General features: G+C 70.4%; 20 protein-coding genes. All 20 read left to right on the forward strand.

What is annotated here, in order from left to right:
- Positions 1-53: 53 nt before the first annotated feature.
- The 20 genes from alaS (at position 54) to pyrF (ending at position 25,294) form a co-directional block, all read left to right on the forward strand.
- On the forward strand, positions 54-2,711 hold the full coding sequence (gene alaS, locus EER34_RS11970; protein WP_127475104.1) for an alanine--tRNA ligase: 2,658 nt from the start codon (positions 54-56) through the stop codon (positions 2,709-2,711).
- Positions 2,708-3,175, forward strand: a complete 468-nt coding sequence (gene ruvX, locus EER34_RS11975) for a Holliday junction resolvase RuvX (protein ID WP_127475106.1) — start codon at positions 2,708-2,710, stop codon at positions 3,173-3,175. The genes alaS and ruvX overlap by 4 nt, the downstream gene beginning before the upstream one ends.
- A 1-nt stretch (position 3,176) precedes the next feature.
- Positions 3,177-4,832: an endolytic transglycosylase MltG gene (gene mltG, locus EER34_RS11980; protein ID WP_127475107.1), complete on the forward strand. Its 1,656-nt coding sequence runs from the start codon at positions 3,177-3,179 to the stop codon at positions 4,830-4,832.
- Positions 4,799-5,668 carry a shikimate dehydrogenase gene (locus tag EER34_RS11985; protein WP_127475109.1) on the forward strand — a complete coding sequence of 290 codons (870 nt, stop codon included), beginning with the start codon at positions 4,799-4,801 and terminating at the stop codon, positions 5,666-5,668. Before mltG ends, EER34_RS11985 begins: the two co-directional genes overlap by 34 nt.
- Positions 5,669-5,703: 35 nt before the next feature.
- A complete protein-coding gene (aroC, locus tag EER34_RS11990; protein ID WP_127475111.1) occupies positions 5,704-6,933 on the forward strand; it encodes a chorismate synthase in 1,230 nt (409 codons plus the stop codon).
- The gene (locus EER34_RS11995; RefSeq protein WP_127475113.1) at positions 6,917-7,444 is read left to right on the forward strand and encodes a shikimate kinase; all 528 of its coding nucleotides are present in this window, start codon (positions 6,917-6,919) and stop codon (positions 7,442-7,444) included. Before aroC ends, EER34_RS11995 begins: the two co-directional genes overlap by 17 nt.
- A complete protein-coding gene (aroB, locus tag EER34_RS12000; protein ID WP_127475115.1) occupies positions 7,441-8,517 on the forward strand; it encodes a 3-dehydroquinate synthase in 1,077 nt (358 codons plus the stop codon). Before EER34_RS11995 ends, aroB begins: the two co-directional genes overlap by 4 nt.
- 104 nt (positions 8,518-8,621) lie before the next feature.
- Complete coding sequence (locus tag EER34_RS12005; RefSeq protein ID WP_127475116.1) at positions 8,622-9,938, forward strand: ion channel protein; 1,317 nt, start codon at positions 8,622-8,624, stop codon at positions 9,936-9,938.
- On the forward strand, positions 9,935-10,393 hold the full coding sequence (locus tag EER34_RS12010) for a type II 3-dehydroquinate dehydratase (protein WP_127475118.1): 459 nt from the start codon (positions 9,935-9,937) through the stop codon (positions 10,391-10,393). The genes EER34_RS12005 and EER34_RS12010 overlap by 4 nt, the downstream gene beginning before the upstream one ends.
- Positions 10,394-10,491: 98 nt before the next feature.
- Positions 10,492-11,052 (forward strand): elongation factor P, encoded by a 561-nt coding sequence (gene efp, locus EER34_RS12015; RefSeq protein WP_127475119.1) that lies wholly within the window; start codon positions 10,492-10,494, stop codon positions 11,050-11,052.
- Between the two features lie 2 nt (positions 11,053-11,054).
- Complete coding sequence (gene nusB / locus EER34_RS12020; RefSeq protein WP_127475121.1) at positions 11,055-11,465, forward strand: transcription antitermination factor NusB; 411 nt, start codon at positions 11,055-11,057, stop codon at positions 11,463-11,465.
- Between the two features lie 46 nt (positions 11,466-11,511).
- On the forward strand, positions 11,512-14,778 hold the full coding sequence (locus tag EER34_RS12025; RefSeq protein ID WP_240642300.1) for a DEAD/DEAH box helicase: 3,267 nt from the start codon (positions 11,512-11,514) through the stop codon (positions 14,776-14,778).
- Between the two features lie 84 nt (positions 14,779-14,862).
- A complete protein-coding gene (locus EER34_RS12030; protein ID WP_127475125.1) occupies positions 14,863-16,437 on the forward strand; it encodes a Rieske 2Fe-2S domain-containing protein in 1,575 nt (524 codons plus the stop codon).
- A 157-nt stretch (positions 16,438-16,594) separates the two neighbouring features.
- Positions 16,595-17,125, forward strand: a complete 531-nt coding sequence (gene pyrR, locus EER34_RS12035) for a bifunctional pyr operon transcriptional regulator/uracil phosphoribosyltransferase PyrR (protein WP_127475127.1) — start codon at positions 16,595-16,597, stop codon at positions 17,123-17,125.
- A complete protein-coding gene (locus EER34_RS12040; RefSeq protein WP_127475128.1) occupies positions 17,122-18,108 on the forward strand; it encodes an aspartate carbamoyltransferase catalytic subunit in 987 nt (328 codons plus the stop codon). Before pyrR ends, EER34_RS12040 begins: the two co-directional genes overlap by 4 nt.
- Positions 18,105-19,415 carry a dihydroorotase gene (locus EER34_RS12045; RefSeq protein WP_127475130.1) on the forward strand — a complete coding sequence of 437 codons (1,311 nt, stop codon included), beginning with the start codon at positions 18,105-18,107 and terminating at the stop codon, positions 19,413-19,415. The genes EER34_RS12040 and EER34_RS12045 overlap by 4 nt, the downstream gene beginning before the upstream one ends.
- A complete protein-coding gene (locus EER34_RS12050; RefSeq protein ID WP_127475132.1) occupies positions 19,412-19,921 on the forward strand; it encodes a PH-like domain-containing protein in 510 nt (169 codons plus the stop codon). Before EER34_RS12045 ends, EER34_RS12050 begins: the two co-directional genes overlap by 4 nt.
- Positions 19,918-21,150: a glutamine-hydrolyzing carbamoyl-phosphate synthase small subunit gene (gene carA / locus EER34_RS12055; protein ID WP_240642305.1), complete on the forward strand. Its 1,233-nt coding sequence runs from the start codon at positions 19,918-19,920 to the stop codon at positions 21,148-21,150. The genes EER34_RS12050 and carA overlap by 4 nt, the downstream gene beginning before the upstream one ends.
- A complete protein-coding gene (carB, locus tag EER34_RS12060) occupies positions 21,150-24,437 on the forward strand; it encodes a carbamoyl-phosphate synthase large subunit (RefSeq protein ID WP_127475133.1) in 3,288 nt (1,095 codons plus the stop codon). The genes carA and carB overlap by 1 nt, the downstream gene beginning before the upstream one ends.
- Complete coding sequence (gene pyrF / locus EER34_RS12065) at positions 24,434-25,294, forward strand: orotidine-5'-phosphate decarboxylase (RefSeq protein ID WP_127475135.1); 861 nt, start codon at positions 24,434-24,436, stop codon at positions 25,292-25,294. Before carB ends, pyrF begins: the two co-directional genes overlap by 4 nt.
- Positions 25,295-25,332 lie beyond the last annotated feature (38 nt).

Consider the following 25,332-nt stretch of genomic DNA (forward strand, 5'->3'; position numbering starts at 1 on the left):
CCCTCTGCCCCGATTCCGGGGGAGTGGACCGCGCGCATTTTGCGAGGACCCGAATGAAGACCGCCGAGATCGCTCAGCGCTACCTCGACTACTTCGAGAAGAACGACCACGTCATCGTCCCCTCGGCATCGCTGGTGACCGATGACCCCGCCCTGCTGTTCACCGTCGCCGGCATGGTCCCGTTCATCCCGTACCTGAGCGGCGACGTCCCGGCGCCGTACCAGCGCGCGGCCGACGTGCAGAAGTGCCTGCGCACGAACGACATCGAAGAGGTCGGCAAGACGCCGCGCCACGGCACCTTCTTCCAGATGCTGGGCAACTGGTCGTTCGGCGACTACTTCAAAGAGGGCGCGATCCGCTTCGCATGGGAGCTCTTGACCTCGTCGGAGGACGTCGGCGGACTGGGCTTCGACCCGAAGGACCTGTGGGTCACGGTCTACGAGGAGGACGACGAGGCGTTCGGGCTCTGGCAGCAGATCGCCGGGTTCCCGGAGGAGCGCATCCAGCGCCTCGGCAAGGACACGAACTACTGGAGCACCGGGCTTCCCGGCCCCGCCGGCCCGTGCTCCGAGATCTTCTTCGACCGCGGTCCGGAGTACGGCATCGACGGCGGTCCCGCGACCGACGACGACCGCTATGTCGAGATCTGGAACCTCGTGTTCATGCAGTACGAGATCACGAACGTGCAGTCGAAGTACGACTTCGACATCGTGGGAGAGCTCCCCGCGAAGAACATCGACACCGGCATGGGCCTGGAGCGCATCGCGTTCATCAAGCAGGGCGTCGACAACATGTACGAGACCGACCAGGTGCGCCCGGTCCTCGATCGCGCCGTCGCCCTCTCGGGCAAGACGTACGGCGCCGTCCACGAGGACGACGTGCGCTTCCGCGTCGTCGCCGACCACATCCGCTCGTCCCTCATGCTGCTCTCCGACGGCGTCACGCCCGCCAACGACGGGCGCGGCTACATCCTGCGGCGCCTGATGCGTCGCGCCATCCGCTCGATGCGCCTGCTGGGCGTCGACGGTCCGACGTTCGCCGATCTGTTCGCCGCGTCGCGCGACGCGATGAAGGACGCCTATCCCGAGGTGGAGGCCGACTGGGCGCGCATCTCGCAGTACGCGCTGGCCGAGGAGGAGACCTTCCTGCGCACCCTCGCCGCGGGCTCGAACATCCTCGACGACTCCGTCGCGGCGACCAAGATGTCCGGCGGAACCGCGCTGGCGGGCGCTGAGGCGTTCCTCCTCCACGACACCTACGGCTTCCCGATCGACCTCACTCTCGAGATCGCGGAGGAAGCCGGCCTCACCGTCGACCGTGCCGCGTTCGACACACTCATGCAGGAGCAGCGCGCGCGTGCCAAGGCCGACGCCAAGTCGCGCAAGCGCCAGCTCGCCGACACCAGCGTGTACCGCGACTTCCGCGCCCAGGGCGAGACCGTCTTCACGGGCTACACCGATCTCGAGACCGAGTCCCGCGTGCTCGGCATCCTCGTCGACGGCGTGTCGGTGAACCGCGCCGCGGCCGGGCAGATCGCCGAGGTCATCGTCGCCGAGACAGCCCTCTACGCCGAGTCCGGCGGACAGGTCGCCGACAAGGGCGTCATCGTCGGCCCGGGCTACGAGCTCGAGGTCATCGACGTCCAGAAGCCCGTCGCGGGGCTGATCAGTCACACGGTCGAGGTCACGACCGGCGAGGTCGCGGTCGATCAGCCGGCGACAACGGTGGTGGATGCCGTCAACCGGCGCGCCGCACGCCAAGCCCATTCCGCCACCCATCTCGTGCACGCCGCGCTCCGCGACACGCTCGGCAAGACGGCGACGCAGGCCGGCTCCCTGAACCGCGCAGGCTACATGCGCTTCGACTTCACCTGGGGCCAGTCGCTGTCCGACGCGACCAAGTCCGAGATCGAGGAGATCGCGAACAACGCGGTCCGCGACAATCTCGTGGTGACCACCCGCGTCCTCAAGCTCGACGAGGCGAAGGCCCTCGGGGCGATGGCGCTGTTCGGCGAGAAGTACGGCGAGACCGTGCGCATGGTCGACATCGGCGGCCCCTGGTCCCGCGAGCTCTGCGCGGGCACGCACGTCTCGACGAGCGCCGAGGTCGGTCTCGTCAGCCTCGTCGGCGAATCCTCCGTCGGCGCGTCGAACCGTCGCGTCGAAGCGCTCGTCGGGCTCGACGCGTTCCGCTCGCTCGCGGCCGAGCGCGCGATCGTGTCGCAGCTGACGTCGACCCTCAAGACGCCGCGCGACCAGCTGCCCGCGCGCATCGCCGAGCTCACCGCGAGCCTCAAGGCCGCTGAGAAGAAGATCGCCTCGTTCGAGGCGAAGGCTCTCGGCGACCGGCTCCCGGCCCTCGCCGCCACGGCGACGGCGGTGGGCGGTCACCTCGTGGTTGCCGAATCGCTCGGCGCAGCCGCCTCGGCCGACGACGTGCGCTCGCTCGCCCTGCAGGTGCGCGAACGTCTCGGCTCGCAGGCATCCGTCGTCGCTCTCGGCGCGGAGGTCGGCGGCCGGCCGGTGGTGATCGTCGCCACGAACGACGCCGCCCGCGCGGCCGGCGCGAAGGCAGGCGTCCTCGCCAAGGCCGCTGCCGCGGCGCTCGGCGGCGGCGGAGGCGGCCGCGACGATGTCGCGCAGGGGGGCGGGACGGATGCCTCGGCCCTGCCGGCGGCGCTGTCGGCCGTGAAGGACGCGCTCGGAGCGTGAGCGGCTTCCGTCGCGGAGTGCGACTCGGCATCGACGTGGGCCGGGCTCGCGTCGGCGTCGCGCGGTGCGACCCGGACGGCCTGCTCGCGACCCCGGTCGAGACGGTGACCCGCGACGACGGATCCGTCGCGCGCGTCGTCGCACTGGCCGACGAGCACGACGCGGTGGAGATCCTCGTCGGGCTGCCTCTGAACATGCGCGGCGAGGACACCCCCTCGACCACCGATGCACGGGAGTTCGCCGCGGCGGTGGCCGAGGCATCCGCTGTGCCCGTCAGGCTCGTCGACGAGCGCCTCTCGACCGTGTCCGCGCATGCCGCACTGCGCAATTCGGGCAGATCACAGCGATCATCTCGTAGCATTGTGGACCAGGTCGCCGCGGTCGTTCTGCTCCAGCAAGCACTCGACGTCGAGAAGAGCACCGGCCGCCCGCCCGGAACCCCCGTCTCCCAGGAGCCCGCCTGACATGCCCGAATCACCGTCTGACGATCCGTTCGCGGATCTGTTCGGCAAGCTACCCGACCCGCGGGAGCGCCAGCTGAGGTCGACCGGTGAAGATGCCGCGTACGGCCCGCCGAAGGACGCCGCTCCGGGCACCGGCCCTGTGAGCGCCGACGGGGCACCCCTGTCGCGTCGCGCGGCGCGCGAAGCGGCCGCGCGCGTGGCCACCGGAAGCACCCCCGCCGCCCCGGCGACGCCCGCCGCGGCCCCCGCTGCCGACGGAGAGCCGCCGCGCCCGACGCCGACCGTCGCTCTGCCCGCGCTCGACGACTCCGGGCTGCTCGCTCAGCCGCGGGTCTCCGCCTCGCGCCCGGCGCCCGGCGAGCCTGACGCCGAGGAAGCCTGGATCTTCACCGACGGCGCCGCACCCGCCCTGCCGTACAGCCGGACCGGCTCGACCCCGCAGGTCGCGCCGGCGGCGACGGCCGGCGCAGAAGGCGGCGCACGCCCCGCCGCGACCGCGACCCTCGAAGACCTCTTCACCGGCGCCAGCTCGACCGACGACCTGGGCGCCCCGCCGCCGCCGAAGAACAAGCGCAAGCGCCGCATCGGGGGCTGGATCGCGCTCGGCGTGGTGCTCGCGATCATCGGCGGGATCGCCGCCGGCGGCTGGTACGTCTGGACGACCTACGAGGAGCAGATCCGCGAGGTCATGGGCTGGGAAGAGCCGAAGGACTACGAAGCGGGTCTCGCGAATGGCGAGACGTACATCACGATCGCCCCGGGCGACACCGGATCGCCGATCTCCCAGAGCCTCCACGAGGCCGGCGTCACCAAGACCCCCGACGCGTTCTACGACTACCTCATCGAGGCGGGGGAGAACCCGCCGTTCGTGCCGGGCGTGTTCAAGCTGCAGAAGCAGATGACGTCGGAGGCCGCGCTGGCCGCGCTGCTCGACCCGGCGAACAAGATGGAGGACACAGCTCAGCTGCGCGAGGGGCTGACCGTGGAGCAGTCGCTCCCGCTGCTCGCCGAGGCGACCGGCATCCCGCTCGAGGATCTCCAGGCGGCTGTGGCGGATCCGTCCGACTACGGTGTGGAGGCCGACTCGCTCGAAGGCTGGCTCTTCCCTGCGACGTACACCTTCAATCCCGGTGTGACCGCCCCCCAGGTGATCCAGACACTGGTGGACCGCACGGTGCAGTCGCTCGACGAGGCCGCCGTCCCCGCCGATAATCGCCAGCGCGTCCTGACGGTGGCGTCGATCATCCAGCGCGAGGCTCGCTACGAGGCCGACATGCAGAAGGTCGCCACGGTGATCGAGAACCGGCTCGACCCGGACAACCAGGAGACGTTCGGTCTCCTGCAGATGGACTCGACCGCGCAGTACGGCTACGGCGAGATGCACGACGGCACGGTGAGCTCCTCCGAGGAGGCGCTGAACGACCCCAATCCGTGGAACACCTACGTCCACGCGGGACTCCCCGTCGGTCCGATCTCCAACCCGGGCGACGCGGCAATCAAGGCGGTGATGAACCCGTCCGGCGGCGATTGGATGTACTTCGTCACCGTGAACCTCGACACCGGCGAGACGGTGTTCACGACCAACCTGAGCGACCACAACCGGGCCGTCGCGCAATGGCAGGAATGGTGCTCGGCACATCCGGACTCCGGGTGCTGACGAACGACGCCCATCGCCTCGAGGTATGGGGCGACCCGATCGCACACAGCCGGTCGCCGCACCTCCATGCGGCGGCGTACGAGCTGCTCGGCCTCGACTGGAGCTACGGCCGCCGGCGCGTCGATGAGGCCTCGTTCGCGCGCGAGCTCGCAGGCCTCGACGACACGTGGCGCGGCCTGTCGCTGACCATGCCGCTCAAGGGGGTCGCGTTCGCTGCTGCTCGCACGCGCGATCGCCGGGCCGAGCTGACCGGCGCCGTCAACACCCTCCTGCTCGGCCCGGACGGACCCCGCGGGTTCAACACCGACGTCGGCGGCATCGTCGACGCGCTGGCGGACGAGGGCCTCACGTCGATCGGGTCCGCGAGGATCGTCGGGGCCGGAGCGACGGCCACCTCCGCGCTGGCGGCGCTGGCCGAGCTCGGCGCACGGCACGTCGACGTCGTGGCACGCCGACCGGCGGCGGTCGAGCCGCTGGCCGTGCTGGGTGGGCGCCTCGGCATGGACGTGACGACGACGCCGTTCGAGGCATCCGCTCACGGTGTGGCCGTCACGATCGCCGCGCTTCCCGGCGACGCGCCGGTCTCCGATGCCGCGGCCTCGGCACTGGCGGCCTCCGGGGGGCTCCTCCTCGACGTCGTCTACGGGCACTGGCCGACCCGGCTGTCGGCAGCGTGGGAGCGCGCGGGCCATCCGGCGGTGTCGGGGCTCGGGATGCTGCTGCACCAGGCCGTCCGGCAGGTGAGGGTCTTCACGACCGGCGATGCCGACGCACCGCTCGACGACGAGCCGCGTGTGGTCGCAGCGATGCGGCGCGCGCTCGTCGCCGCAGGCTGACGTAACCGACGACGCGCACGTGGGAGACTGGACCAATGCTCCGCGTGCTCACGGCCGGCGAATCCCACGGCCCCGAACTCATCGCCGTCATGGAAGGTCTGCCCTCGGGCGTCGCCGTCACGCGTGACGCGATCCAGGCCGATCTCGCCCGCCGGAAGCTCGGCTATGGCCGCGGCTCACGGATGAAGTTCGAGGAGGACGAGCTCACGATCTCCTCCGGCGTCGTCCACGGCCGCTCGCTCGGCAGCCCGATCGCGCTGCGCATCGGCAACACGGAGTGGCCGAAGTGGGTCGAGGTCATGAGTCCCGACCCCGTCGAGCTCACCGACAAGTCGCGCGGGCGCGGCGCCGCGCTGACGCGGCCCCGTCCGGGACACGCCGATCTGGTCGGCATGCAGAAGTACGACTTCGACGAGGCCCGCCCGATCCTCGAGCGCGCGAGCGCGCGCGAGACGGCGGCGCGCGTGGCGCTCGGCGCTGTGGCCCGCGCGTTCCTCTCCGAGCTCGGCATCCGTCTCGTGAGCCACACCCTGTCGATCGGACCCGTGCGGGTTCCCGACGACGCCGCGCTGCCCGCCCCCGACGACGTCGACGCGCTCGACGCCGATCCGCTGCGGTGCTTCGACCCCGCGACCAGCGCCCGCATGGTGGCCGAGGTGGACGACGCCCGCAAGGACGGCGACACGCTCGGCGGCATCGTCGAGGTCCTCGCCTACGGACTGCCGCCGGGGCTCGGATCGCACGTGCACTGGGATCGCCGCCTCGACGGCAAGCTCGCCCAGGCGCTCATGAGCATCCAGGCCATCAAGGGCGTCGAGGTCGGAGACGGCTTCCTCACGACGACGCGCCGCGGATCGCAGGCGCACGACGAGCTGTATGCGACCGACAGCGGCATCACGCGAGCGAGCGACAAGGCCGGCGGCACCGAGGGCGGCATGTCCACGGGCACCGTGCTCCGCGTCCGTGCGGGCATGAAGCCCATCGCGACCGTGCCCAAGGCCCTGCGGACGATCGACGTCGCGACGGGCGACACCGCCTCGGCGCACCATCAGCGGTCCGACGTGTGCGCGGTTCCCGCTGCCGGGGTCGTGGCCGAGGCGATGGTCGCCATCGTCCTCGCCGAGGTCGTGCTCGAGAAGTTCGGCGGCGACAGCGTCGCCGAGACCCGGCGCAACCTCGAGGGATACCTTGCGGCGATCCCCGCCGGGCTTCGCACCGCGGCGGCCAGCGACGCGGGCCTCGCCGAGCATGACGTCGCCCTCTGACGCCCTCGTCCTGATCGGCCCGATGGGGGCGGGCAAGACGAGCGTCGGCAAGCGCGTCGCGCGAGCCCTCGACCTCGCCTTCTTCGACACGGATGCCGCGGTGTCCCGGGTGCACGGACCGATCGAGCAGCTGTTCGCCGAGCACGGCGAGGCGCACTTCCGCGCACTCGAGCGGGCGGCGGTGATCGAGGGGCTCGCCACCGGCGGAGTCGTGTCGCTCGGTGGCGGAGCCGTGGTCGACCCCGACACCCGTGCCGACCTCGCCCGGCACCGCGTCGTGCTCCTCACGGTGGCCCCGCGAGTCGTCGCGCTTCGCGTGCGCGGATCGAGCCGGCCCCTGCTGGCGGGCGACGACGCCATGGCCCGATGGTCGGCGATCTACGAGGAGCGCCGGCCGATCTACGAAGAGCTCGCCGACGTGACGTTCGACACGTCGAACGGACCGCTGCAGAACGTCGTCGACGGCATCGTGGCGTGGGCGAACAGCGACGACGATGGAGGAGAAGCATGAGCGACGTGACGACGATCACGGTGAGCGGCGACGCGAGCTACCCGATCACGGTGGGGCGCGGCATCCTGTCCACTCTCGGCGACGCGCTGCCGCCGGCCGCCCGGAAGGTGCTGGTGATCCACCCGCCGACGCTCGCGGCGCAGGCCGAGGGGCTTCGCGACGCACTCCGCGGCGATCGCGAGGTGCTCCTCGCGGAGATCCCCGATGCAGAGCAGGGCAAGCGCATCGAGGTCGCCGCCTTCTGCTGGCAGGTCATGGGCAAGGCCGACTTCACCCGTACCGACGCCGTCGTCGGCTTCGGAGGCGGCGCCGTGACCGACCTCGCCGGATTCGTCGCCGCGACGTGGCTGCGGGGAGTCGAGATCGTCCAGGTGCCCACGACCGTGCTCGGCATGGTCGACGCCGCGGTGGGTGGCAAGACGGGGGTCAACACCGCCGAGGGGAAGAACCTGGTCGGCGCGTTCTGGGCGCCGCGTGCCGTGCTGTGCGACCTCGACCTGCTCGACTCGCTCTCACGCAACGAGCTCGTCGCCGGCTACGCCGAAGTGGTCAAGGCAGGGTTCATCTGGGCGCCCGAGATCCTCGATCTCGTCGAGGCCGACCCCGAGGTCGCGACCGACCCGCGCAGCGATGCGTTCCGCCGCGCGATCGAGCTCTCCATCGACATGAAGGCGCGCGTCGTCGGACAGGATCTCCGCGAGGCGGGGCTCCGCGAGATCCTCAACTACGGCCACACGCTCGGTCACGCGATCGAGCATGCCGAGCGCTACCGCTGGCGCCACGGTGCGGCGATATCGGTGGGCATGATGTTCGCGGCAGAGCTGTCCCGTCTCGCGGGACGGCTGCCGGATGCCGCGGCCCAGCGCCATCGCGACATCCTGACGTCCCTCGGCCTGCCGACCACGTACCGTGCCGGCGCCTGGCCGACGCTGCAGGCGTCGATGCAGCGCGACAAGAAGAGCCGCGGCGGCATGCTCCGCTTCATCGTGCTGGATGACATCGCCAGGCCCACCGTCCTGCAGGCACCCGACGAATCGCTCCTGTTCGCCGCGTACCAAGAGGTCGCCGGCTGAGGCATCCCGAAAATCACCCCTCCAGTGGGAGGGGCCATCCGGCAGGATGAGGGGCACCGGGTCGCGCCGCACCCGGGTTCACGGCAGCGAGAGGAGTGCCTCGGATGAGCCTTGCGAGAACTCCGGACGAAGGCGGCGCGTCGCCGCAGCAGCTGCTGGTGCTCGCGATCCCCGCGATCCTCCTCGGTGCGTTCGCCGCGCTCCTGCTGTGGGCGCTGGAGCAGCTGGCCGACCTGCTCAGCGGCGTGCTGTGGACGACGCTGCCCGGGGCGCTCGGCGTCGACCCGAGCGGGTGGTGGATCATCCTGATCCTGACGCTGACGGGCCTCGCCGTCGGCATCGGACTGCGGTACCTCCCCGGGCACGGTGGTCCCGACTCCGCCACGACCGAGCTGATCTCGCCGCCGCTGAAGCTGCGCGTGCTCCCCGGGCTCGCGGTGGTCACGGTGCTGAGCCTCGCCGGCGGCGTCAGCCTCGGCCCCGAGAACCCCATCATCGCGATCAACGTCGCGATCGTCGTTGCCGTGTTCGCTCGATTCATCCCGAAGATCCCGACCCAGATCGCTGTCCTGATCGCGAGCGCGGCGACCGTCGGAGCACTTTTCGGCACACCCGTGGCGGCAGCGCTGCTGTTCACCGGGATCGTGGCGACCGCGAAGGGCGGCTCGCTCTGGGACAAGCTCTTCCTGCCTGTGGCGGCTGCGGGCGCGGGCGCGGTCACGATGCACCTCCTCGGTGCGCCGCCGCTGTCGTTCGACATCCCGGCCTACGGCAGCCCGCAGGCGATCGATCTGCTCACCGGCGCCGTGGTCGCGTGCGCCGCCGTGGGAATCGCCCTCATCGCTCTCTTCCTGTTCCCGATCTTCTGGCGAACGCTCCACGCACTCCGGCATCCGATCCTCATTCCGCTCGTCGGCGGCTTCCTGCTCGGGATCCTCGGTTTCATCGGCGGCCCGATCACGATGTTCAAGGGCCTCACGCAGATCGGCGATCTGCTGCAGGACCCCGGCGCCTACGACGCGGCCCAGCTGGCGGGGATCGCGGGGATCAAGATCCTCGCGCTCCTCGTGGCTGCGAGTGCGCTGTTCCGCGGTGGCCGCATCTTCCCGGCAACGTTCATCGGAGTCGCGCTCGGCATGCTCGGACATGTGCTGATCCCCGGATTGCCACTGGGGCTCGCGGTCGCCTGCGGAATCGTGGGCGTGATCGTGGTCATCGCACGCGACGGCTGGCTCGCGATCTTCCTCGGCGTCGCCATCCCGAACGACATCAGCCTGCTGCCGATGCTGTGCATCATCGTCCTCCCCGCGTGGCTCCTCGTGTCGCGCATGCCGGCGTTCCAGATCGTCCCGCCCGCGGTGCAGACCGAGCCCGTCGCCGCGAAGCCGGCGGATCCGCCCGCTGGTAGCGTGGCCGGGTGACCGCACCCCGCCGACTCCTGCTCGTCAACGGGCCGAACCTGAACCTCCTCGGCACGCGCGAGCCGGAGATGTACGGCACCGCCACGCTGAGCGACGTCGAGTCCATCGCAGCGGCGGCCGCCGCCGCACGCGGCTTCGAGATCCGCGCCGTCCAGAGCAACCACGAGGGTGTGCTGCTCGACGCGATCCACGATGCGCGGAACGACTGCGCAGGCATCGTGATCAACCCGGGCGGACTGTCGCACACCTCCGTGGTGCTGCGCGATGCGCTCTCGGGCGTGGCGCTCCCCGTCGCCGAGGTCCACATCACGGACATCCTCCAGCGCGAGCCGTTCCGACACCACTCGTACGTCGCCGACGTCGCCGTGGTCCACGTCGTCGGCGAAGGCGTCGCCGGCTATGCGACCGCCGTGGACCGGCTGATCGCGGTGATCGCCGGGCAAGCCGAGGGATGACCGGATGCCGCGCCGAGGGTCTCGGCCGCGGCATCCCGTAGAATGCACTGTCGGGCCGTCATCGGCCAACTCTCCTCACGAACGGAATCTCCATCCCCATGGCATCCACCGCAGACATCAAGAACGGCGTCGTCCTGAACATCGACGGGCAGCTCTGGAGCGTCGTGGAGTTCCAGCACGTGAAGCCCGGCAAGGGCGGCGCGTTCGTCCGCACCAAGCTCAAGAACGTCCTCACGGGCAAGGTCGTCGACAAGACGTACAACGCCGGCACGAAGATCGACATCGAGAACGTCGACCGCCGCGACTTCACGTACCTGTACAACGACGGCGACAACTTCGTCTTCATGGACATGGCCGACTACGACCAGATCAACGTCCCCGCGGCCACCGTCGGCGACGCGGCGAACTTCCTGCTCGAGAACCAGCAGGTGACGATCGCGACCAACAACGGCAACCCGCTGTACGTCGACCTTCCCGCGTCGGTCGTGCTCGAGATCACGTACACCGAGCCGGGTCTCCAGGGCGACCGCTCGTCGGCCGGCACCAAGCCCGCGACCGTCGAGACCGGTTACGAGATGCAGGTGCCGCTGTTCGTCGAGGCCGGCACGAAGGTCAAGGTCGACACCCGCACGGGCGACTACCTCGGCCGCATCTCCTGACCTTGAGCGCCCGCAGCAAGGCGCGCAAGCGCGCCCTCGACATCCTCTTCCAGGCCGACGTTCGCGGTGACGACCTTCCGTCGATCCTCGCGGCAGAGGCCAAGCGAGCAGCCAACGAGCCCGCCCGCGAGGCCTCGTGGCTGTACGCCCGCGAGATCGTCGACGGGGTGATCGACAACCGCGACGCGATCGACGAGCAGATCACCACGTTCGCGAAGGACTGGTCGCTGGCGCGAATGCCCGCGGTCGACCGCGCGGTGCTGCGGATCGGCGTCTGGGAGATCCTCTACAACGAGGAGGTTCCGGCGGCGGTCGCGATCGACGAGGCGGTGGAGCTCGCAAAGGAGTTCTCGACCGACGACTCGGGCTCGTTCGTCCACGGCGTGCTCGGGCGCATCGCGCGCTCGTCCTGACCCGGGAGTCGCCGCGTCGTCGGCGGGCCTTGCGAGGATGGATGCCGTGACACCTCCCTTCGTCGACGCCGAGCACATCAGGCGGCGCTCCGACGAGGGCGGCTATCGCCGCGGAGAGGCGTACTTCCGCGATGGCGCGGTCCGCACCGTCACGTGGGATCCTCGCACCGAGTCGATCGACGCCACCGTCGACGGCAGTGGGGGAGCGACGTATCGGTGCCGGATCCACCTGGCGTCGTCGCGCACCGAAGACCCCATCCTGTCGACGACGTGCACCTGTCCCGTCCACGCCGACTGCAAGCACGTGGTGGCCACGCTCCTCGAGAGCAACCGGGTCGCCCGCGAAGCCGCGCCCGTCCCGGCCACGCCGCCCGCGTGGCGCGCGCTGCTCGATCCACCGGGTGACCCGTCGTCGCGGCATCCGCCGACCGCCCTCGCCCTCGGGGTCGAGCTGCGTCAGCGGGTGCGGCGCGGAGCATCTGCGTGGGCGGCCGTGCGCGTCGAGACCGCGACGCCGCGTGGACTCCACAGATTCGGCGCCGACGTGCTCCTGGGACTGCGTCCGCTGGAACGCAGCGCGCGCACCGACGCGTGGATCAAGGGCGCGGTGACGTGGGACGCGCTGCGCCGGCCCGGACACGGCTACGACCCCGCTCACGCACGGTGGTTCGCCGAGCTGCACAGCATCGGCCGCGACCTGCGGCTGTTCGGCACCTTCTCGGACGCCTCCGAATGGCTGACCCTCGATGACATCGAGTCGAGCCTGCTGTGGCCGCACCTGCGTGGCGGCCACCCGCTCGGCGTGCCTCTCGTGCCGACGAAGCGGCAGATGACGGTCGCTCTGGCGGACTCGGCCGAGCTCGTCGTGCGAGCCGAGCGAGGCACCGCCGGACTGCGGCTCGAGCCGCGGGTGACCATCGACGGCTCGGCCGCCGACGCCGCGACGCTCCGGCCGATCGGCCACTCCGGCGTATACCGGTTCGAGGTACGGCGCGAGCGGCTCGAGATCACGCTGGCACCGGTTGCGCTCCCCGACCCCGTTCCGGCCCTCCTTTCGGCGCGCGAGCCGGTGACGGTGCCCCACGCCGACGAGACGGAGTTCGTGCGCGATCATCTGCCGCGCCTCGTCCGGCGCGTCGCGGTCGAGGCCGTGGGAATCGACATCCCGCCGGCCGAACGGCCGCGGCTCGTGCTCGCCGTGCGGTTCTCACCCTCCCATCGGCTCGAGTACGTCTTCGCGTGGCGGTACGGCCGTGCAGCGCCGCTGCCGTACCCGGCCAGCGGCTCCGCCGACCGTGACGCCGCTGCCGAGGACGCCGTACGGCGCCGGGTCGAAACGGTCTGGGCCGAGACGGCGCCCGGCGCCTTCGCCGCCGAAGGCGCGCTGTCGGGCCTGGAGGCCGCCGAGTTCGCCGCCCGGGTGCTCCCCGCCCTCGAGGGGCTCGACGACGTCGAGGTCGAGCTCATCGGCGAGCGTCCGCGCTACCGCGAGCTCACCGGCGATCCGCACGTCTCGATCTCGACCGTGGAGAGCAGCGATCCGGATTGGTTCGATCTCGGGATCATCGTCACGATCGACGGCCGGACCATCCCGTTCGCGCCGCTGTTCACCGCGCTCACCCGCGGTCGGCGCAAGCTGCTGCTGAGCGACGGCCAGTACTTCTCGCTCGCCCATCCATCGCTGCAACGGCTGCGCGACCTCATCGAAGAGGCAGGCGATCTCGCCGAGTGGGAGACCGGCCCGCGCATCAGCCGCTACCAGACCGATCTCTGGGCCGACTTCGAGGACGTCGCAGACGAGGCGGAGCCGGCCGTGAGCTGGCGCGCGACGGCCGAGGGGCTCCGCGGTGCATCCGGCATCCCGTCCCTCTCGCCGCCCGTCGGCCTGAGGGCGCAGCTCCGTCCGTACCAGCGCGAGGGCTTCGAATGGCTCGCGTTCCTGTGGCAGCACCGGCTGGGCGGGATCCTCGCGGACGACATGGGTCTCGGCAAGACGCTGCAGATGCTCGCCCTCATCGCCCACACGCGGGCCGCCGGCGAGACGCGGCCGTTCCTCGTCGTCGCGCCCACGTCCGTCCTGTCGACGTGGCGCGAAGAGGCCGCGCGATTCACCCCCGACCTTCGCGTGGCGGTGGTCGACGCGACACGCGCGAAGCGCGAGGCGGCGGTGGCGGATGCCGCGGCCTCCGTCGACGTCGTCATCACGTCGTACACCCTGCTCCGGCTCGACGAGCGCGAGTTCTCGGCGGTGGCCTGGGCGGGACTCGTGCTCGACGAAGCCCAGTTCGTCAAGAACAGCCAGACCAAGGCGCACCGGGCGGCGCGCGACCTGACCGCAGAGGTGACCTTCGCGATCACCGGCACTCCGCTGGAGAACAGCCTCACCGAGCTGTGGTCGCTGCTCTCGCTCGCCGCACCCGGGCTGTTCCCGTCCGCCCGCCGCTTCCGCGACGAGTACCTCGGCCCGATCGAGCAGGGCAAGGTCCCCGAGAACCAGGTCGGCGGCGAGTACCGCGCTCGGCGCCTCGCCCGCCTGCGCCGCCGCATCCGGCCCCTCGTCCTGCGGCGCACGAAGGAGCTCGTCGCCGCCGACCTCCCTGCGAAGCAGGAGCAGCACGTCCGCATCGAGCTGTCGGCCGCCCACCGCGCGCTCTACGACACGGTGCTGCAGCGCGAGCGGCAGAAGGTGCTCGGTCTTCTCGACGACCTCGACCGCAACCGGTTCATCGTGTTCCGCTCGCTCACGCTGCTGCGCATGCTGAGCCTCGCCCCGGAGCTCGTCGACCCCGCGCACGCGCACATCGCCCCGAGCAAGCTCACAGCGCTCTTCGAGCAGCTGGACGAGATCCTCGCCGAAGGGCACCGCACCCTCGTGTTCAGCCAGTTCACGTCGTTCCTCGGCCTGGTCTCCGCTCGACTCGAGGAGCGCGGCATCCCGTATGCGTACCTCGACGGATCGACGCGGGATCGGGACGCCGCGATCGCCGCGTTCCGTGGGGGAGAGGCTCCCGTCTTCCTCATCAGCCTGAAGGCCGGCGGGTTCGGCCTGACGCTCACCGAGGCCGACTACGTGTTCCTGCTCGATCCGTGGTGGAACCCCGCCGCCGAGGCGCAGGCGGTCGACCGCGCGCATCGCATCGGCCAGACCCGGAGCGTGATGGTCTACCGGCTGATCGCGAACGGCACCATCGAGGAGAAGGTGATGGCGCTCCAGGAGCGCAAGGCGAAGCTGTTCCGCGCCGTCATGGACGATGACGCGCTGTTCGGTCAGGCGCTCACGGCAGAGGACATCCGCGGACTGTTCGACGGCTGAACGGCCTCCCGGCGTGTTTGACACGGCGGAGGTGGCCGTGTGCCGGCGAGGGCCTCTCGTAGACTTGCGGAGGAAGGAGCGAGCATGCGCATCACGGGCCTCGGCCACGCCGGAATGTTCATCGAGACGACGGGAGGAAGCATCCTCTGCGATCCCGTCGTCAAGCCTTCGTTCTACGGATCGTGGTTCGTCTTCCCCGACAACCGGGCGCTCGACTGGGAGCGGATCGGCGCCGCCGACTTCCTCTACATCTCGCACCGCCACCGCGATCACTTCGACCCGTGGCTGCTCGAGACCTACGTCCGCAAAGACATCGAGGTGCTGCTGCCGGAGTATCCGACGGACGATCTCGAGACCGATCTGCGCAAGCTCGGCTACCACAACATCACCTACACGCACGCCGGTGAGGTCATCGAGCGAGGCTCGCTGCGACTCATGATCACCCCGCTGCGGGCCCCCTCCGACGGCCCGATCGGCGACTCCAGTCTGTCGGTCGACGACGGCACCGCGTCGATCCTCAATCAGAACGACTCCCACCCGCTCGACCTCGAGAAGCTGCTCTCCTTCGGCAAGCCCGAGGCGTACTTCACCCAGTTCTCCGGCGCCATCTGGTGGCCGATGGTCTACGACCTCCCGCACGACGCGAAGCAGAACTTCGCGCACCTGAAGCGCGAGGCACAGCACAAGCGCGCGATGTACTACATCGAGAAGGTGGACGCCCCGCACGTCTTCCCGATGGCGGGTCCTCCGATGTTCCTGCGCGACGAGCTCTTCCGATACAACGGGCTCGGCGCCGAGAACGACTCGATCTTCACCGACCAGGCACAGTTCCTCGCGCGGCTGGAGAAGGAGGCGCCGCAGTACGCCGGTCACATGTTCATCCCGGGCACGGTCGTGACGATCGAGCACGGGAAGCAGACCGTCGAGCAGACGCTCTACAGCGACGCCGAGATCGAGCGGATGTTCACCGACAAATGGGGCTACCTCGAAGAGCAGCGCGCGAACCGCCAGAGCGAGCTGCGCGAGGAGGAGGCGAGCCGGGCTCCGGTCCTCCCGCCCGACGAGATGCTCGCGGCGATCAAGGAGTGGTGGGAGCCGCTGCTGCGGCGAGGCCGCATCTTCCGCGAAGGCGTCGGCGGGCCGGTGCGCTACACGATCGGCGACCTCGACATGGTCGTCGACTTCCCGAGGGCCAAGGTGCGCGAGTACGCGGGAGAGGAGACCAGCTACTGGTTCACGATCCCGCCGGAGCTCGTGTCGACGAACATCCGCGACCATGAGATCGACTGGTCGAACTCGATCTTCCTGTCGATGCAGTTCGCCGCCGGTCGCGTCGGCAAATTCAACGAGTTCATCTACACCTTCATGAAGTGCCTCTCTCGCGACCGGATCGAGTACGTCGAGAACTGGTACGCCGAGCAGTCGGACGTCTCGGAGGACATCCAGCTGCAGGACTGGGTCGTGCAGCGCCGCTGCCCGCACCTGCGCGCAGACCTGTCGAAGACGGGAAAGATCGAGGACGGCGTGCTCACCTGCAGCCTCCACGACTGGAAGTGGGACCTCACGTCGGGCAAATGCCTGACGACACAGGGCCACCCCATCCGCGCGAGCCAGGTCGAGGACGATCTGCACACGGCGGCCGCGGCACCGGCGGCCTGAGCCCGGTCACACCGGCATCGGGCCCGGTTCGCCCAGCTCGACGAAGGACTCTCGCCCCACGCGTCCGTCACCGATGCGGGCCGAGGTCGCTGTTAGACTGTCGCGGAACCACAGCAACCTTTAACACCGTCCCGTGAGGCGGAGAAGGGAGCGGCGGATGAGCACGCGCACCGTGCTTCACCAGGCCGACATCGCCCGGGCCCTGACTCGGATCTCCCATGAGATCCTCGAGTCCAACAGGGGCCCCGAGAATCTCGTCCTCCTGGGCATCCCCACTCGAGGCGTCACGCTCGCCCACCGCATCGCGGCGCTCGTCGAGGAGTTCGGCGGAGCGCCGGTGCCCGTGGGGGCGCTCGACGTGACGATGTACCGTGACGACCTCCACCGCAATCCCACCCGGGCGCCTCAGCCGACGCAGATCCCGCCGGGGGGCATCGACGGTCGAGTCGTCGTCCTCGTCGACGACGTGCTCTTCTCCGGGCGCAGCATCCGCGCGGCCCTCGACGCCCTCCAGGACATCGGCCGTCCGACCGCCGTGAGACTGGCGACGCTCGTCGACCGCGGCCACCGCGAACTGCCGATCCGCCCCGACTTCGTCGGCAAGAACCTGCCCAGCTCGCGCGACGAGCGGGTCAACGTGCGGCTCGACGAGACCGACGGCCGCGAGGAGGTGACGATCGAGTCATGAGGCACCTGCTCGATACCAAGACCCTGTCGCGCGAGGACGCGCTGCGCATCCTCGATGTCGCCGAGGACATGGCCGACACGCAGCGGCGCGAGGTGAAGAAGCTCCCGACGCTCCGGGGCAAGACGGTCGTGAACCTGTTCTTCGAGGACTCGACGCGCACCCGAATCTCCTTCGAGGCGGCCGCGAAGCGACTGTCGGCGGACGTCATCAACTTCTCCGCGAAGGGCTCCAGCGTCTCCAAGGGGGAGTCCCTGCAGGACACCGCACAGACGCTCCAGGCGATGGGGGCCGACGCGGTCGTGATCCGCCACGGCGCCTCGGGCGCCCCGCGCACCCTCGCCACGAGCGGGTGGATCACCGCCGGTGTCGTCAACGCCGGCGACGGCACGCACGAGCACCCCACCCAGGCGCTCCTCGACGCCTACACGATCCGCAAGCGCCGCTTCGGCGACGACAGCCGCGGCCGAGACCTCGCCGGCGTGAAGGTGACCATCGTGGGCGACATCCTGCACTCGCGGGTCGCCCGTTCGAACGTGTGGCTGCTCGCCACCCTCGGCGCCCAGGTGACCCTCGTCGCGCCGCCGACCCTGATCCCGCAGGATGTCTCCGCCTGGCCGGCGCGGATCGTCTACGACCTCGACGAGGCGATCGCCGGCGGACCCGACGCACTCATGATGCTCCGCATCCAGCTGGAGCGTATGAATGCCGCATATTTCCCCACTGAACGGGAGTATTCCCGCCGTTGGGGCCTCGACGCGCGACGTCTGGGGGCGCTCGGTGCCGATAGCATTGTGATGCACCCCGGACCGATGAACCGGGGTCTCGAGATCTCCGCGGAAGCCGCAGACTCGCCCCGTTCGACCGTGCTCGAGCAGGTCGCGAACGGCGTCTCGGTGCGCATGGCCGCGCTGTACCTGCTCCTCGCGGGTGCGGAGCACGGCGACGATCCCCGAGCGGGCACAGAGAAGGAGAACGCACGATGACCGAGGTCCTTCTCTTCCGCGGTGCACTGCTCGAAGGCTCCGGTGCCGCCGACATCCTCGTCGCGGGCGGCGTGATCGCCGAGATCGGCACCGGTGTCAGCCGCGCGGGCGCGACCGTCGTCGACGTCGACGGTCTCGTCCTCCTGCCCGGACTGGTCGACCTCCACACGCACCTCCGCGAGCCCGGGTACGAGGCATCCGAGACGATCCTCACCGGCTCGCGGGCCGCGGCCGCCGGCGGCTACACGGCAGTCTTCGCCATGCCGAACACGTCGCCCGTCGCCGACACCGCCGGAGTGGTCGAGCAGGAGCTTGCGCTCGGCGAGGCCGCCGGCTTCGTGACGGTGCAGCCGATCGGCGCGGTGACCGTCGGGCAGAAGGGCGAGCGGCTTGCCGAGCTCGGCGCGATGGCAGACTCGCGCGCCCGCGTCCGTGTCTTCAGCGACGACGGGTTCTGCGTGTGGGATCCGCTCATCATGCGCCGCGCGCTCGAATACGTGAAGGCGTTCGACGGGGTGATCGCCCAGCACGCGCAGGATCCGCGCCTGACCGAGGGCGCCCAGATGAACGAGGGCGCCGTCTCGGCCGAGCTCGGCCTCGCAGGCTGGCCGGCCGTCGCAGAGGAGTCGATCATCGCCCGCGATGTGCTCCTCGCGGAGCACGTCGGCTCGCGGCTCCACGTCTGCCACCTCTCGACCGCGGGCTCGGTCGACATCATCCGCTGGGCGAAGCGCCGCGGCGTGAATGTCACGGCCGAGGTCACTCCCCACCACCTGCTCCTCACCGACGAGCTCGTGCGGGACTACGACGCGCGGTTCAAGGTGAACCCGCCGCTGCGCCGCGAGGAGGACGTCCTCGCGGTCCGTGAAGGGCTCGCCGACGGCACGATCGACATCGTCGCCACCGACCACGCCCCGCATCCGGCCGAGGCGAAGGCATGCGAGTGGCACGCCGCCGCGAACGGGATGGTCGGGCTCGAGAGCGCGCTGCGGGTGGTGCAGCAGTCCATGGTCGACACCGGTCTGCTGACCTGGGGCGACGTGGCGCGGGTCATGTCGCGCGAGCCGGCGCGCATCGGACGTCTGGCCGGCCACGGCACGCCGCTCACGGAGGGCCAGCCCGCGTCGCTCATGTTCTACGACGCCGCGCCGGTGCGCACCTTCTCGACCGACGACCTGCGCGGGCGGAGCCGAAACTCGCCCTACCTCGGCCGCGAGCTGCCCGGAGAGGTGCGCTGGACCCTCCACGCCGGCACCGCGACCGTCGTCGACGGCGCTCTGCTCGACGCCCCGGGGGTGCGCGCATGACCCGCGAGCTCGCGCTGCTCGTCATCGTCCTGTTCGCGATCGTGCTGATCGTCCTCGGCGTGTGGGCCTGGCGGCGCCGCGCCCGCCGCGACAGCGGCCTCGCCGCGCCCGTCGCCGAGGTTCCGATCGGCGCCACGACGATCGGGGAGTACCCGACGCTGTACGTCGCGACCACGCGACACGACGAGCCCCTCGAGCGTCTCGCGATGAAGGGCCTCTCATTCCGATCGCGCGCCGACGTGACCGTGACGGATGCGGGCGTCGCGCTCGATCTGACCGGACAGCCCCGCGTGTTCCTGGCCGCCGACCGCATCTCCGAAGTCAGGCAGGCGACCGTCGCGATCGATCGCGTGGTCGAGCGCGACGGCCTCGTGCGCCTCGCCTGGCGCCTCGACGACGGCACCGTCGTCGACTCCTATCTCCGCCCGCAGGATGCCTCGGCACGCGCTCTCACCGACGCGGTGTCGGGCATCCTCACCTCCACCCAGACGGGAACCGACGCATGACCTCCCTGTTCCAGTCCGATCCGGCCGTGCTCGTCCTCGAGGACGGCACCCGGCACGTCGGCCGCGCCTACGGCGCACTCGGCACGACGCTCGGCGAAGTCGTCTTCTCCACCGGCATGACCGGCTACCAGGAGACGCTCACCGACCCGTCGTACGCCGGCCAGATCGTGCTGCAGACCGCACCCCACATCGGCAACACCGGAATGAACGACGAGGACCCCGAGTCCCGGCGCATCTGGGTCTCGGGCTACATCGTGCGCGATCCCTCCCGCGTGGTGTCGAACTGGCGCGCAGACGAGTCGCTCGACGACGCGCTCGTGAACGACGGCGTGATCGGCATCAGCGGGATCGACACGCGCGCCGTGACGCGCCACATCCGGTCCGCGGGCAGCATGCGCGGCGGGATCTTCTCGGGGGAGGCGGCATCGCTGTCCGCCGCAGAGCAGGTGCGACTGGTGCAGGAGGCACCCCAGATGGCGGGCCTCAACCTGTCCGCCGCTGTCTCGGTGGCCGCTGCCGAGGTGACACCCGCGACGGGGGAGCGGATCGGCAACCTGGCCGTGCTCGACCTCGGCGTCAAGCAGGCGACGATCGACAACCTCGCCGCGCGCGGCTTCGACGTGCACGTCCTTCCGCAGGACGTCACCCTCGACGGCATCCGCGCCATCGACCCGGTCGCGGTCTTCTACTCGAACGGGCCCGGCGACCCTGCCGCGTCGGGCGACCACGTCGAGCTGCTGCGGGGTGTCCTCGACGACGGCCTGCCGTTCTTCGGCATCTGCTTCGGCAATCAGCTGCTCGGGCGCGCACTCGGCCTCGGCACCTACAAGCTGCCCTTCGGCCACCGCGGGATCAACCAGCCCGTGCTCGACAAGTCGACCGGGCGCGTCGAGATCACGGCGCACAACCACGGCTTCGCGGTCGACGCACCCGTCGACGGCGAGTTCGACAGTCCGAACGGCTACGGCCGTGTCGAAGTCAGCCACGTCGGCCTGAACGACAACGTCGTGGAAGGGCTGCGGGCTCTCGACATCCCGGCGTTCTCGGTGCAGTACCACCCCGAGGCGGCCGCCGGCCCGCACGACGCCAACTACCTCTTCGACCGCTTCCGCGACCTCGTCGTCGCGACCCGGGCCGCCCATGTCCCACATTCACCCGGAATCGGGGCCCCAGAGCGGGGCGAAGCGGGACACGACGCAGGCAATTCGGGACACGGAGAAAGCAACTGATGCCTAAGCGCGACGACATCAACTCGGTCCTCGTGATCGGGTCCGGCCCGATCGTGATCGGTCAGGCGTGCGAGTTCGACTACTCGGGCACGCAGGCCTGCCGCGTGCTGCGCGAGGAGGGCGTGCGCGTCATCCTCGTCAACTCCAACCCGGCCACGATCATGACCGACCCCGACTTCGCCGATGCGACCTACATCGAGCCGATCACATGGCAGGTGATCGAGACGATCATCGCCAAGGAGAAGCCCGACGCGATCCTGCCGACGCTCGGCGGCCAGACGGCCCTCAACGCCGCGATCGACCTGCACAACAACGGGATCCTCGAGAAGTACGACGTCGAGCTCATCGGCGCCAATTTCGAGGCGATCAACAAGGGCGAGGACCGTCAGATCTTCAAGCAGCTCGTGCTGGACGCCGGAGCGGATGTCGCGGCATCCCGCATCGCGCACACCATGGACGAGGTGCTCGCCGCCGCCGGCGAGCTCGGCTACCCGCTCGTCGTGCGCCCGTCGTTCACGATGGGCGGCCTCGGATCCGGCTTCGCGTACGACGAGAAGGACCTCCGGCGGATCGCCGGCGCCGGCCTGCGTGACTCGCCGACGACCGAGGTTCTGCTCGAGGAGTCGATCCTCGGCTGGAAGGAGTACGAGCTCGAACTCATGCGCGACACCGCCGACAACACGGTCGTCGTCTGCTCCATCGAGAACGTCGACCCGGTCGGCGTGCACACCGGCGACTCGATCACGGTCGCTCCGGCTCTCACGCTCACCGACCGCGAGTACCAGAAGCTGCGCGACATCGGCATCGACATCATCCGCGCGGTCGGCGTCGACACGGGCGGCTGCAACATCCAGTTCGCCGTCGATCCGTCCAACGGGCGCATCATCGTGATCGAGATGAATCCGCGCGTCTCGCGCTCCTCTGCGCTGGCGTCGAAGGCCACCGGCTTCCCGATCGCCAAGATCGCCGCGAAGCTCGCGATCGGCTACCGGCTCGACGAGATCCCCAACGACATCACCAAGGTCACGCCGGCGAGCTTCGAGCCGACGCTCGACTACGTCGTCGTGAAGGTTCCGCGCTTCAACTTCGAGAAGTTCCCGGCCGCCGACACCACGCTCACCACCACCATGAAGTCCGTGGGCGAGGCGATGGCGATCGGCCGCAACTACGCGACGGCCCTCCAGAAGGCGCTGCGGTCGCTCGAGAAGCGCGGCTCCAGCTTCCACTGGGGCGACGAGGCGCGGTCGGCGGACGAGCTGCTCGAGATCGCGAAGACCCCGACCGACGGGCGCATCGTGGTGCTGCAGCAGGCGCTGCGCAAGGGCGCGACGCTCGAGCAGGCTTTCGAGGCCACCAAGATCGATCCCTGGTTCCTCGACCAGATCGTTCTGATCAACGAGGTCGCCGAGCACGTCCGGCAGGCGACGGAACTGGATGCCGCGACCCTGCGCCTGGCGAAGGAGCACGGTTTCAGCGACGCCCAGATCGCCCAGCTTCGCGGCGACGACGAGGCGGCGGTGCGCGGCATCCGTCACGGTCTGGGCCTGCGCCCCGTCTACAAGACCGTCGACACCTGCGCGGGGGAGTTCCCCGCGCTCACGCCGTACCACTACTCGAGCTACGACTTCGAGACCGAGGTCACGCCGTCCGAGCGCACCAAGATCGTCATCATCGGCTCGGGCCCCAACCGCATCGGCCAGGGCGTCGAGTTCGACTACTCGTGCGTGCACGCGTCGTTCGCCCTGTCGGCGGCCGGCTACGAGACCGTCATGGTCAACTGCAACCCGGAGACGGTCTCGACCGACTACGACACCTCCGACCGCCTCTACTTCGAGCCGCTGACGCTCGAGGACGTGCTGGAGGTGCTGCACGCCGAGTCGCGCTCGGGCGAGATCCTCGGCGTCATCTGCCAGCTCGGCGGACAGACCCCGCTGGGGCTCGCCAAGGGGATCGAGGAGGCCGGATACAACATCCTCGGCACCAAGCCCGCCGCGATCGACCTCGCCGAGGAGCGCGAGCTGTTCTCGCGCCTGCTCGACGACGCCGGCCTCGTCGCCCCGCGTCACGGCACGGCGATCGACGCCGACGGCGCCGTGGTGATCGCGGAGGAGATCGGCTACCCGGTGCTCGTCCGCCCGAGCTTCGTGCTCGGCGGCCGAGGGATGGAGATCGTGTACTCCACCGAGGCGCTCCGCGAGTACTTCGTCCGCACGGCCGGCGAGGTGATCGTCGAGCAGGGCAAGCCGCTGCTGGTCGACCGCTTCCTCGACGATGCGATCGAGATCGACGTCGACGCGCTGTTCGACGGCCACGAGCTGTACATCGGGGGCGTCATGGAGCACCTCGAAGAGGCCGGCATCCACTCGGGCGACTCCAGCTGCACACTGCCGCCGGTGAGCCTCGGGCGCACCGACATCGACCGCGTCCGCGTCGCGACCCGCGCCATCGCCGAGGGCGTCGGCGTGCGGGGACTCCTCAACGTGCAGTTCGCCATCTCGGCCGGCGTGCTCTACGTCATCGAGGCCAATCCCCGCGCGAGCCGCACCGTGCCGTTCGTGTCGAAGGCGCTCGGCATCCCGCTCGCGAAGGCCGCCTCGCGGATCATGGCCGGCTCCACCATCGCCGAGCTGAAGGACGAGGGCCTGCTGCCCGCGCAGGACGGGTCGCGCGTGCCGCTCGACGCTCCCGTCGCGGTCAAGGAGGCCGTGCTGCCCTTCAAGCGCTTCCGGACGGCCGACGGCCAGACGGTCGACTCGGTGCTCGGTCCGGAGATGCGCTCCACCGGCGAGGTCATGGGCATCGACCGCGACTTCCCGACCGCGTTCGCGAAGTCGCAGGAGGCCGCCTACGGCGGCATGCCGCTGTCGGGCACCGTGTTCATCTCGGTCGCCGACAGCGACAAGCGCGCGGTGATCCTCCCGGCCCACCGCCTGCAGGAGCTCGGCTTCGACCTCGTCGCGACCGAGGGCACCGCCGAGATCCTCGCGCGCAACGGCATCGCGGTGCGCGTGGTGAGCAAGTACTCCGAGACGCAGGGCTCGGGGGCGACCAACATCGTCGACCTCATCAATGCGGGCGAGATCGACATCATCGTGAACACGCCGAGCGGCGGCAGCGCCCGCGCCGACGGCTACGAGATCCGCGCCGCGGCCGTGGCCGGCGACAAGGCGCTCTTCACGACGATGGCTGTCCTGGGCGCCGCCGTGAGCGCGCTGCCGGTGCTGCGCGAGGGCTTCAAGGTCAAGAGCCTGCAGGAGTACGCCGCAGACAGGGCGGTGCGCTCGTGAACTCGTTCGGGGCGCGCGTGCGCGCCGCGCTGGACGCCCACGGCTCGCTCTGCGTCGGGATCGATCCGCACGAGCATCTCCTGACAGAGTGGGAGCTGGATGCCTCGGCCGCCGGCGTCCGCGAGTTCGGACTGCGCGTCGTCGAGGCCGCTGCCGGGCGCGTCGGCGTCGTCAAGCCGCAGGTGGCGTTCTTCGAACGCTTCGGCTCGGCCGGCTTCGCCGCCCTCGAGGTCGTACTCGCCGCCGCACGCGACGCGGGCCTGCTCGTCATCGCCGATGCCAAGCGGGGCGACATCGGCTCGACCATGGACGGCTATGCGGGGGCGTGGCTCACGCCCGGGTCTCCGCTCGAGGCCGACGCCGTCACCCTCAGCCCGTACCTCGGCGCAGATTCCCTGCGGGCGACGCTCACGACGGCGATCCGGCACGGCAAGGGCGCCTTCGTGCTCGCCGCGACCAGCAACCCCGAGGCATTCTCCGTCCAGACCGCGCAGGTCGTCGACGTCGAGGCCGCCGACGGACAGACCGTCGCCGCCCGCGTCGCGCGCGACATCGGGTGGATCAACGGATCCTCCGCATTCGGGGGAGAGCTCGGTCCCGTCGGCCTCGTCGTCGGCGCCACCGTCGACCGCGCCGCCTTCGGACTCACCGACGAGGCGCTTCGCGGCGCACCGATCCTCGCCCCCGGCTTCGGCGCCCAGGGCGCCGAGCCCGCCGACCTCGGCGCGCTGTTCGGCGCCATCGCGCCGAACGTCATCGCGTCCGAGAGCCGCAGCATCCTCTCCGCCGGCCCCGACCGCATCGCGGCCCGCATCGAGGAGCGCTCCGCGCTGTACCGGGAGGCCGCACGTGGCTGACTCACGCACGATCGACGACGACGCGGCGGCCGCCACGC

It is taken from the genome of Microbacterium sulfonylureivorans, assembly GCF_003999995.1.
Classification (GTDB): Bacteria; Actinomycetota; Actinomycetes; order Actinomycetales; family Microbacteriaceae; genus Microbacterium; species Microbacterium sulfonylureivorans.

Coding starts and splice junctions, on each gene's coding strand:
- EER34_RS11995 (WP_127475113.1), top strand. CDS start 6,917: ATGACGTCGCCCTCTGACGCCCTCGTCCTGATCGGCCCGATGGGGGCG.
- mltG (WP_127475107.1), top strand. CDS start 3,177: ATGCCCGAATCACCGTCTGACGATCCGTTCGCGGATCTGTTCGGCAAG.
- alaS (WP_127475104.1), top strand. CDS start 54: ATGAAGACCGCCGAGATCGCTCAGCGCTACCTCGACTACTTCGAGAAG.
- EER34_RS11985 (WP_127475109.1), top strand. CDS start 4,799: ATGGTGCTCGGCACATCCGGACTCCGGGTGCTGACGAACGACGCCCAT.
- aroB (WP_127475115.1), top strand. CDS start 7,441: ATGAGCGACGTGACGACGATCACGGTGAGCGGCGACGCGAGCTACCCG.
- EER34_RS12050 (WP_127475132.1), top strand. CDS start 19,412: ATGACCCGCGAGCTCGCGCTGCTCGTCATCGTCCTGTTCGCGATCGTG.
- EER34_RS12045 (WP_127475130.1), top strand. CDS start 18,105: ATGACCGAGGTCCTTCTCTTCCGCGGTGCACTGCTCGAAGGCTCCGGT.
- EER34_RS12030 (WP_127475125.1), top strand. CDS start 14,863: ATGCGCATCACGGGCCTCGGCCACGCCGGAATGTTCATCGAGACGACG.
- carB (WP_127475133.1), top strand. CDS start 21,150: ATGCCTAAGCGCGACGACATCAACTCGGTCCTCGTGATCGGGTCCGGC.
- EER34_RS12040 (WP_127475128.1), top strand. CDS start 17,122: ATGAGGCACCTGCTCGATACCAAGACCCTGTCGCGCGAGGACGCGCTG.
- carA (WP_240642305.1), top strand. CDS start 19,918: ATGACCTCCCTGTTCCAGTCCGATCCGGCCGTGCTCGTCCTCGAGGAC.
- aroC (WP_127475111.1), top strand. CDS start 5,704: ATGCTCCGCGTGCTCACGGCCGGCGAATCCCACGGCCCCGAACTCATC.
- efp (WP_127475119.1), top strand. CDS start 10,492: ATGGCATCCACCGCAGACATCAAGAACGGCGTCGTCCTGAACATCGAC.
- pyrR (WP_127475127.1), top strand. CDS start 16,595: ATGAGCACGCGCACCGTGCTTCACCAGGCCGACATCGCCCGGGCCCTG.
- EER34_RS12005 (WP_127475116.1), top strand. CDS start 8,622: ATGAGCCTTGCGAGAACTCCGGACGAAGGCGGCGCGTCGCCGCAGCAG.